At 54.6% G+C, this 8700-nt stretch carries 9 protein-coding genes and 2 tRNA genes; 4 read left to right on the top strand and 7 right to left on the bottom strand.

The features are described from left to right. Positions 1-37: 37 nt before the first annotated feature. The 3 genes from ptsH to cysZ all read right to left on the bottom strand — a co-directional run bounded on the left by ptsH (position 38) and on the right by cysZ (position 2509). The gene (gene ptsH / locus SK53_RS00730; RefSeq protein WP_000487600.1) at positions 38-295 is read right to left on the bottom strand and encodes a phosphocarrier protein Hpr; all 258 of its coding nucleotides are present in this window, start codon (positions 293-295) and stop codon (positions 38-40) included. A gap of 317 nt (positions 296-612) precedes the next feature. Then, complete coding sequence (gene cysK, locus SK53_RS00735) at positions 613-1584, bottom strand: cysteine synthase A (protein ID WP_006811453.1); 972 nt, start codon at positions 1582-1584, stop codon at positions 613-615. A gap of 163 nt (positions 1585-1747) precedes the next feature. Further along, positions 1748-2509 (bottom strand): sulfate transporter CysZ, encoded by a 762-nt coding sequence (gene cysZ, locus SK53_RS00740; RefSeq protein WP_022651555.1) that lies wholly within the window; start codon positions 2507-2509, stop codon positions 1748-1750. A gap of 229 nt (positions 2510-2738) precedes the next feature. Between cysZ and zipA the strand changes: the two genes are divergently transcribed. The 3 genes from zipA (at position 2739) to SK53_RS00760 (ending at position 6035) form a co-directional block, all read left to right on the top strand. Then, on the top strand, positions 2739-3734 hold the full coding sequence (zipA, locus tag SK53_RS00750; RefSeq protein ID WP_003861325.1) for a cell division protein ZipA: 996 nt from the start codon (positions 2739-2741) through the stop codon (positions 3732-3734). 68 nt (positions 3735-3802) lie between these two features. Then, entirely contained in the window at positions 3803-5818 is a 2016-nt protein-coding gene (ligA, locus tag SK53_RS00755) for an NAD-dependent DNA ligase LigA (protein ID WP_032645659.1), read from the top strand. Between the two features lies 1 nt (position 5819). After that, positions 5820-6035 carry a DUF3820 family protein gene (locus SK53_RS00760; RefSeq protein ID WP_003861328.1) on the top strand — a complete coding sequence of 72 codons (216 nt, stop codon included), beginning with the start codon at positions 5820-5822 and terminating at the stop codon, positions 6033-6035. Here the strand turns inward: SK53_RS00760 and SK53_RS00765 are convergent. Next, positions 6032-7027 (bottom strand): bile acid:sodium symporter family protein, encoded by a 996-nt coding sequence (locus tag SK53_RS00765; RefSeq protein ID WP_048208278.1) that lies wholly within the window; start codon positions 7025-7027, stop codon positions 6032-6034. The genes SK53_RS00760 and SK53_RS00765 overlap by 4 nt on opposite strands. 89 nt (positions 7028-7116) lie before the next feature. On the opposite strand from SK53_RS00765, the gene SK53_RS00770 reads away from it, so the two are divergent. Next, entirely contained in the window at positions 7117-8058 is a 942-nt protein-coding gene (locus SK53_RS00770; RefSeq protein WP_048208280.1) for a LysR family transcriptional regulator, read from the top strand. Here the strand turns inward: SK53_RS00770 and SK53_RS00775 are convergent. The 3 genes from SK53_RS00775 to SK53_RS00785 all read right to left on the bottom strand — a co-directional run bounded on the left by SK53_RS00775 (position 8049) and on the right by SK53_RS00785 (position 8683). Continuing rightward, a complete protein-coding gene (locus SK53_RS00775) occupies positions 8049-8390 on the bottom strand; it encodes a FlxA-like family protein (protein ID WP_048208281.1) in 342 nt (113 codons plus the stop codon). The two genes, SK53_RS00770 and SK53_RS00775, sit on opposite strands and share 10 nt — an antisense overlap. Before the next feature lie 137 nt (positions 8391-8527). Then, positions 8528-8603: transfer RNA gene (locus SK53_RS00780), tRNA-Lys, on the bottom strand. A gap of 4 nt (positions 8604-8607) precedes the next feature. Then, positions 8608-8683, bottom strand: a tRNA-Val gene (locus SK53_RS00785). Between the last annotated feature and the right edge of the window lie 17 nt (positions 8684-8700).

Consider the following 8700-nt stretch of genomic DNA (forward strand, 5'->3'; position numbering starts at 1 on the left):
CTTACTTGTGACTGATATTGAAAAGAACCCGGTAAACTTACTCGAGTTCAGCCATCAGCTTAACCAGATGCTCAACTGCTTTCTGCTCGTCTTCACCTTCAGCGGAGATGGTAACAACGGTACCCTGAGTCAGGCCCAGAGTTTGCAGCTTGAACAGGCTTTTTGCGCTAGCGCTTTTGCCGTTGGAAGTCACAGTGATTTCAGAAGTGAAGCCTTTCGCTTCTTTAACAAACTGAGCAGCAGGGCGGGTGTGCAGACCGTTCGGAGCGGTAATGGTAACTTCTTGCTGGAACATTGTATTTCCCCAACTTATAGGTTTAGTGTTGTGGAACTAAAGTCTAGCCTGGCGACTTAACTTTAGCCTGTATAGTTAGCGCTGACGTTTCAATCGTCATTAAACATTATGCAGTGAAAGCAAGACTTGAACCAAATCATAAAATCGATTCAGCAGCGCTATTTCGTTCACCGATTAATTTCGCGCATCAAAATAATTGCTGGTTTAAATACCAGACCCAACGGGGTGAAGCAATGCCAGGAGGGGTAAAACTTTGAAGCAGGCCACAAAAAAGCACCTGAAAAGGTGCTTTTTTACGCGTTTTTAACATGCTGGCATCACTGTTGCAGTTCTTTCTCTGTGAAGAGATCGGCAAACAGTGCTGTGCTTAAGTAACGCTCACCCGAAGACGGTAGGATAACCACAATGTTCTTATTGGTAAAGGTTTCGTCTTCCAGCAGTTTGAGCGCTGCCGCAACCGCCGCACCGGAAGAGATACCCGCCAGAATGCCTTCCTCGTCCATCAGGCGACGCGCCGTAGAGATGGCTTCTTCATTGGTGATGGCGACCACTTTATCGATCAGCTTCAGATCGAGGTTGCCTGGAATAAAGCCAGCCCCGATACCCTGGATTTTGTGCGGACCTGGTTTGATCTCTTCGCCTGCCAGCGCCTGAGCGATAACCGGCGAGTCGGTTGGCTCAACGGCAACGGTAATCAGATCTTTTTTACCTTTCGTGCCTTTAATATAGCGAGACACCCCGGTCAGCGTACCGCCGGTGCCTACGCCGGAGATAAACACATCAACCTGACCGTCGGTATCTTCCCAGATTTCCGGGCCGGTGGTTTTCTCATGAATTTCCGGGTTGGCCGGGTTGCTGAACTGCTGGAGCAGCAGATACTTTGCCGGATCGCTGGCGACGATTTCTTCGGCCTTCTGAATCGCGCCCTTCATGCCTTTCGCGCCTTCGGTCAGGACCAGGTTCGCACCCAGCGCTTTCAGCAGCTTACGACGCTCAATGCTCATGGTTTCAGGCATAGTCAGCGTCAGCTTATAGCCACGCGCCGCCGCAACATAGGCCAGAGCGATACCGGTATTGCCGCTGGTGGGTTCAACCAGCTCAACGCCAGGTTTCAGCACGCCACGCTTTTCAGCATCCCAAATCATATTCGCACCGATACGGCATTTAACGCTGAAGCTTGGGTTACGAGATTCGACCTTCGCCAGAATGCGTCCATTACCGATACGGTTCAGTCGAACCAGGGGCGTATGACCGATAGTCAGCGAGTTGTCTTCATAAATCTTACTCATGGCCTGTCCTTAACTGTATGAAATTGGGATACCGACCCAGCATACCTGTTGAACAGGTATGGGGAAGTAAGGAAATCGCATATCTATATGCTGCAAGGAAATAATGGGGATCAGTATGGAATAAGGGGCGGCATAAGCCACCCCTCTTTTACACATTTTTGCATTACTTCCATAACGCGTGCTTAGCACGGTAGCAGTCCACCCACATCGCCGTCGCGCCGCATACGGCAACGGGCATGATGAACAAATTCAGGAAAGGGATCATGGTGAACAGGCTGGTCAGCGCGCCAAACTGCATATTGGCAACCTTCTGAGTGCGCAGGGCAGTGCGCATCTCTTTAAACGGCACTTTGTGGTTATCGAACGGATAATCACAGTACTGGATAGCGAGCATCCAGGCGCTGAACAGGAACCACAGCACGGGCGCGACCGTCTGGCCAATCCCGGGTACAAAATAAAGGATAAGCAGCACAATCGCCCGCGGCAGGTACCAGGCGAACTTCTGCCATTCACGCTTCATGATGCGGGGGAGATCTTTCACGAGCCCCAATACGCCCGTGTCAGGTGGCGTCGCACCGGTCAGGCGCGCTTCAAGCTGTTCGGCCAGCAGACCGTTGAACGGCGCGGCTATCCAGTTTGCTATCGTCGAAAAGAAATAGCCGAAAACCAGCAGCACGGAGATAACCGCAATCGGCCAGAGCAGGTAGTCTAGCCACTGTAACCAGTCCGGCACATAGCTCATCAGGGAAGGGATCCACCTTTCCAGTCTGGTGAACAGCCACCAGAAGGCCCCGCCCATCAGAATAATGTTGATCAGTAACGGCAAAATAACGAAGCGTCGAATGCCCGGCAGGGAGACCAGTTTCCAGCCCTGAGAAAAGTACCAGACCCCGCTGCGTGGGGCAGAAGAAGATGTTGAAACCATACCAGGCTGTACTCCTTTTTACACAACCAGTGGAATTGCCCGCCTATATTATCCAGTTACGGGCCAATGACCAGTTCGGAAATGTTCGAAAAACCAGCAAAAAGCACGATTTAGTTCATCTTTATGCTGTGAATGCTCTGCATACACTTGCACTTGACGTAAACGGCAAATACTCTTAGTGAGTAAATGTTTGCCGTGGTGGCAAGGTGTTAGAACAACAGAGAATATAATGATGCAGGATTTGCGTCTGATATTAATCATTGTTGGCGCGATCGCCATAATCGCTTTACTGGTACATGGTTTCTGGACCAGCCGTAAAGAGCGTTCCTCTATGTTTCGCGATCGTCCACTGAAGCGCATGAAGTCCAGTCGTGACGACGATGACGTTGAAGACGACATCGACGGTCTTGACGACGACGGCGTGGGTGAAGTTCGTGTTCATCGGGTCAATACTGCGCCCGGCGCAGCGCATGGAGAGCATGAAGCCCCCCGCGCTCCGCAGCACCAGTATCAACCACCGTATGCCTCTGCCCAGCCGCGCCAGCCAGCGCCGCCGCCAGTGGAAGAACCTGTTCGTCATCCGCCGCACCAGCCTGTGCAACAGCAGCCCGTTGCGCCACAGCCTGTACAGCCGCAACCTGTCCAACAGCCTGCACAGCCAGTGCATCAGCCACAGCCTGTTCAGCAGCCGCAGCCGGTACAACAACCGCAGCCGCAGCCTGAACCGCCTGCGCCACAGCCCGCCCCGCGCGCTGAGCCAGAGCCGGTTGCAGAGCCAGAACCGGTTGTTGAAAAGCCGCAGCGTAAAGAAGCGGTGATCATTATGAACGTGGCTGCTCATCATGGCACCCATCTGAACGGTGATGTGCTGCTTAACAGCATCCAACAGGCAGGCTTCAAGTTCGGCGACATGAATATTTTCCATCGCCACCTGAGTCCTGACGGCAGCGGTCCGGCGCTGTTCAGCCTGGCCAATATGGTCAATCCAGGCACGTTTGACCCGGAAATGACCGGTGATTTCGTCACACCAGGCGTTACGATCTTTATGCAGGTGCCGTCCTACGGTGACGAGCTGCAAAACTTTAAGCTGATGCTACAGTCCGCTCAGCACATCGCCGACGAAGTGGGCGGTGTGGTGCTCGACGATCAGCGTCGAATGATGACGCCGCAGAAACTGCGCGAGTATCAGGACCGCATCCGCGAAGTTAAGGAAGCGAACGCGTAATCGTCGCGTTAACTTCAACTCCTCCTCAACCCCCGCCTGTCGGGGGTTTTTCTCATTGATGGTGCGATATGGACTCAATCGAACAACAACTTACTGAACTGCGAACCACGCTTCGCCATCATGAATATCTCTATCATGTTATGGACGCACCGGAAGTGCCGGATGCGGAGTATGACCGCCTGATGCGTGAACTGCGCGAGCTGGAAGCGCAGCACCCCGAACTGATTACGCCCGATTCTCCAACGCAGCGCGTCGGTGCGGAACCGCTGGGAGCTTTCAGCCAGGTGCGCCACGAAGTGCCGATGCTGTCGCTGGATAACGTGTTTGATGAAGAGAGTTTTCTGGCTTTCAACAAGCGCGTGCAGGATCGCCTGAAGAGCGTCGACAATCTGAGCTGGTGCTGCGAGCTAAAGCTGGATGGTCTGGCCGTCAGTATTCTTTATGAGAACGGCGTGATGGTGCGTGCCGCAACGCGCGGCGACGGCACTACCGGGGAAGACATCACCACCAATGTGCGCACTATTCGTGCGATCCCGCTGAAACTGCGTGGCGATAACATTCCCGCCCGGCTGGAAGTGCGCGGGGAAGTGTTCCTTCCGCAGGCGGGCTTCGAGAAGATCAACGAAGAAGCGCGTCGTACCGGCGGGAAAGTGTTTGCTAACCCGCGTAACGCGGCGGCAGGTTCGCTGCGTCAGCTCGATCCGCGTATCACCGCGAAGCGACCGCTTACTTTCTTCTGCTACGGCGTCGGGATCCTGGAAGGCGGTGACCTGCCAGATACCCACCTGGGGCGTTTAATGCAGTTCAAAGAGTGGGGATTACCGGTAAGCAACCGCGTGCAGCTCTGCGACTCTCCGGAGGCGGTGCTGGCGTTCTATCACAAGGTTGAAGAAGATCGTCCCACGCTCGGGTTTGATATTGACGGCGTGGTGATCAAGGTTAATTCGCTGGCGTTGCAGGAACAGTTGGGATTTGTGGCCCGTGCGCCACGCTGGGCGGTGGCCTTTAAGTTTCCGGCGCAAGAGCAGATGACCTTCGTTCGCGACGTGGAGTTTCAGGTCGGACGTACGGGGGCCATTACGCCTGTGGCGCGTCTGGAGCCTGTGCAGGTGGCTGGCGTGCTGGTAAGTAACGCCACGCTGCATAACGCCGATGAAATTGCGCGTCTGGGGCTGCGAATTGGTGACAAAGTGGTGATTCGCCGCGCGGGTGATGTGATCCCACAGGTGGTTAACGTTGTGGAGTCTGAACGTCCTGCCGACACCCGTGCCATCGAGTTTCCAGCCCACTGTCCGGTATGTGGTTCTGACGTTGAGCGCGTGGAAGGTGAAGCGGTAACGCGCTGTACGGGCGGGTTAATCTGCGGCGCGCAGCGTAAAGAGTCCCTGAAGCACTTCGTCTCCCGCCGGGCGATGGACGTGGACGGAATGGGTGACAAGATTATCGACCAGTTAGTTGAGAAAGAGTACGTCCATACGCCTGCGGACCTCTTTACCCTGACGGCAGGTAAGCTGACCGGTCTTGATCGTATGGGACCGAAATCTGCCCAGAACATTGTTAACGCGCTCGAGGCGGCCAAAAACACCACCTTTGCCCGTTTCCTTTACGCGCTCGGCATTCGTGAAGTCGGAGAGGCGACGGCGGCAGGGCTGGCGGCGTATTTCGGCACGCTGGACGCGCTGGAGAAAGCCACCATCGACGAGCTACAGAAAGTCCCTGATGTCGGCATTGTGGTCGCCACCCACGTTTTCAACTTCTTCGCCGAAGAGAGCAACCGTGAAGTGATCGGTAAATTACTGGAACAGGGCATTCACTGGCCCGCACCGGTAGTGGTTAATGCCGAAGAGATCGACAGTCCGTTTGCCGGTAAAACGGTGGTGCTGACCGGCAGCCTGAGTCAGCTTTCACGCGATGACGCGAAAGCGCGCCTGGTGGCGCTGGGGGCAAAAGTGGCGGGCAGCGTATCGAAGAAAACCGACCTGGTGATTGCCGGGGAAGCGGCCGGTTCGAAGCTGGCAAAAGCGCAGGAGCTTGGCATCGAGATAATCGACGAAGCGGAAATGATGCGCCTGTTAGGAGAGTGACGTGGAAAAAGAGCAGCTCGTTGAGATCGCCAATACGGAGATGCCGTTCGGTAAATATAAGGGTCGCAGGCTGATTGATTTACCGGAAGAGTATCTGCTGTGGTTTGCCCGTAAGGATGAGTTCCCCGCCGGGCGTCTGGGCGAGCTGATGGCTATCACGTTACTGATCAAAACAGAGGGGCTGACCCAGCTGGTTCAGCCCCTGAAACGTCCTTAAACTTTCGCGGCGTGGGTCTCTTCCTGCGCCAGCTTTTCCGTCTGCGCCTTGTAACGCCGCGCCAGTACCGCACACACCATCAGCTGGATCTGATGGAAAATCATCAGCGGCAACACCATCATCCCAATGACGGACGTCGGGAAAAGAATATTGGCCATTGGGATCCCGTTGGCCAGGCTCTTTTTCGATCCGCAAAATACAATGGTGATTTCATCGGCCTTATTGAAGCCGCATTTGCGGGCCACAAAGACGTTAACCGCGATGACAATGGCCAGCAGAACGATGCTTACCACCACAATAAACAGCAGCGATCCAGCGCCCACCCTGTGCCAGATGCCGTTCACCACGGCTTCGCTGAAGGCCGTGTAAACCACCAGCAAAATTGAGCTTTGGTCCGTTTTCCCGATCCATTTTTTATGTTTCGCCACAAACTCCCCAATCCAGGGACGGGATAAGTGTCCGAGCACAAACGGCAGCAGCAGTTGCAGACAAATTTTACCCACCTGCTCCAGATTGCCTTCCGCCCCGTGCATGTTCATCAGCAGACCGACCAGCAGCGGTGAAACAAAGATCCCGAGCAGGCTGGAAGCGGAAGCAGAACAAACCGCCGCCGCGACGTTACCGCCCGCCAGCGAGGTAAAGGCAATTGCAGACTGCACGGTGGCCGGCAAAATGCACAGATAAAGGAAACCGGTATACAGCGCCGGATCGACATTCACCGGCGCCCACCAGGCGAACAGCACGCCCAGAACCGGGAAGAGGATAAAAGTGCTGCACATTACCCACAGATGCATTCGCCAGTGGCTACCGCCTGCAATAATGGCTTCCCGGGAGAGTTTGGCGCCATGCATAAAGAACAGCAGGGCAATAGCTGCCGTGGTCAGTCCTTCAATAACCGGAACGAAACTGCCCCGCGCCGGGAAGAACGAGGCCAGCAAGACGACACCAATCAGGGTCAGCGTAAACGGATCAAGGATACGAAAAAGTTTCATAATCACTCCTGAAAACAGATGCCGCTATTGTGCTTTCTTCCCTTTGAGAAATAAAATTGATTTATTGCATCCATTCATGAATTAAACAGATGAATTATTCGTTACGTCAGCTTCGCGTTTTCGTCACCGTCGCGCAGGCCCGCAGCTTTAGCCGGGCAGGGGAGATCATTGGCCTCAGCCAGTCGGCGGTGAGCCATAGCGTTAAGGAGCTTGAAACGCAAACGGGCGTGAAGCTGCTCGACCGCACGACGCGAGAAGTGGTGCTCACCGAAGCGGGACAGCAGCTGGCAATGCGTCTGGAGAGGCTGCTGGATGAACTGAACAGTACGCTCAGGGATGTCGGCCGGCTCGGACAACAGCTTTCCGGCACCGTGAGAGTGGCGGCGAGCCAGACGATTTCGGCGCATCTTATTCCCCAGTGCATCGCTGAAAGTAATCACCGCTATCCGGATATTGATTTTGTTTTGCATGACAGGCCGCAGCAGTGGGTACTGGAGAGTATCCGTCAGGGGGATGTGGATTTTGGCATCGTTATTGATCCCGGAGCGGTAAGCGACCTGGAATGTGAAGTGGTGCTCTCGGAGCCCTTTTTATTGCTCTGCCGCGATGATGATCCTCTGGCATCGCTGCCGCGGGTGGCCTGGCAGGCCTTGCAGGGGGCAAACCTGGTGTTACAGGATTATGCATCAGGCAGCCGCCCGCTGATAGATGCCGCACTGACCGCGCAGGGTGTTAAGGCAACCATTGTGCAGGAGATCGGGCATCCTGCCACGCTGTTCCCCATGGTCGAAGCGGGGATTGGCATCAGCGTTCTGCCGGCGCTGGCGCTGCCACTGCCGCAGGGGAGTCGTTTAACGGTGAAGCGTTTCGTACCCTGTGTCGAACGCCAGCTGATGCTGGTACGCCGTAAAAACAGGTCTCTTTCCGGCGCGGCGCATGCCTGCTGGGATGTGGTGCGTATGCAGGCCGAACGTTTGATGGAGGCCCGCACACGTGATCCGCTTTTTAACGAAACCAATAATCAGACGTAGATATTAATCTGATGTTCTGCGGAGGGCTTATTGATGCCTTCCGCGACTGCCTCACCTTTTTCCTGCTTTGGCATCGCCTCTTCGGCCTGCTGACGCTGCAATTGCGCCAGCTGTGCCTGCAACATAGTCAGCTGAGATTCGAGTAATTCTTGCTGCTTTTGCTTTTCTTCTGCTGTGGCATCACCCATGGCCACTTCTTTGAGCTGCTGAGTGACTTTCGTTATCTGTTTGGTCAGACGGGTGATTTGAGAAGCAATGTCGTTTCCGCCGGAGCTGTTATCTACGCTGCCGATTTCCATCGCCGACAGAGAAACGGGCTTAAGAGTTGTCATATTGAGATCCTTTTCGCCATAAAATAGAGGTATCGGCAAAGAAGGCGTGAGCTTGAGTAAAACAAGCGGTCTGGCTGCAATGGGGATGTGCTATATCGCAGATAGCAAAAAAGCGCCTTTAGGGCGCTTTTTTACATTGGTGGGTCGTGCAGGATTCGAACCTGCGACCAATTGATTAAAAGTCAACTGCTCTACCAACTGAGCTAACGACCCGAAATGGTGGGCGATGACGGGCTCGAACCGCCGACCCCCTCCGTGTAAAGGAGATGCTCTACCAACTGAGCTAATCGCCCATTTCGGAACTGCTGCG

Origin of the sequence: Enterobacter sp. MGH119 (assembly GCF_001037675.1) — a bacterium.
GTDB classification, from domain to species: Bacteria; Pseudomonadota; Gammaproteobacteria; order Enterobacterales; family Enterobacteriaceae; genus Enterobacter; species Enterobacter hormaechei_C.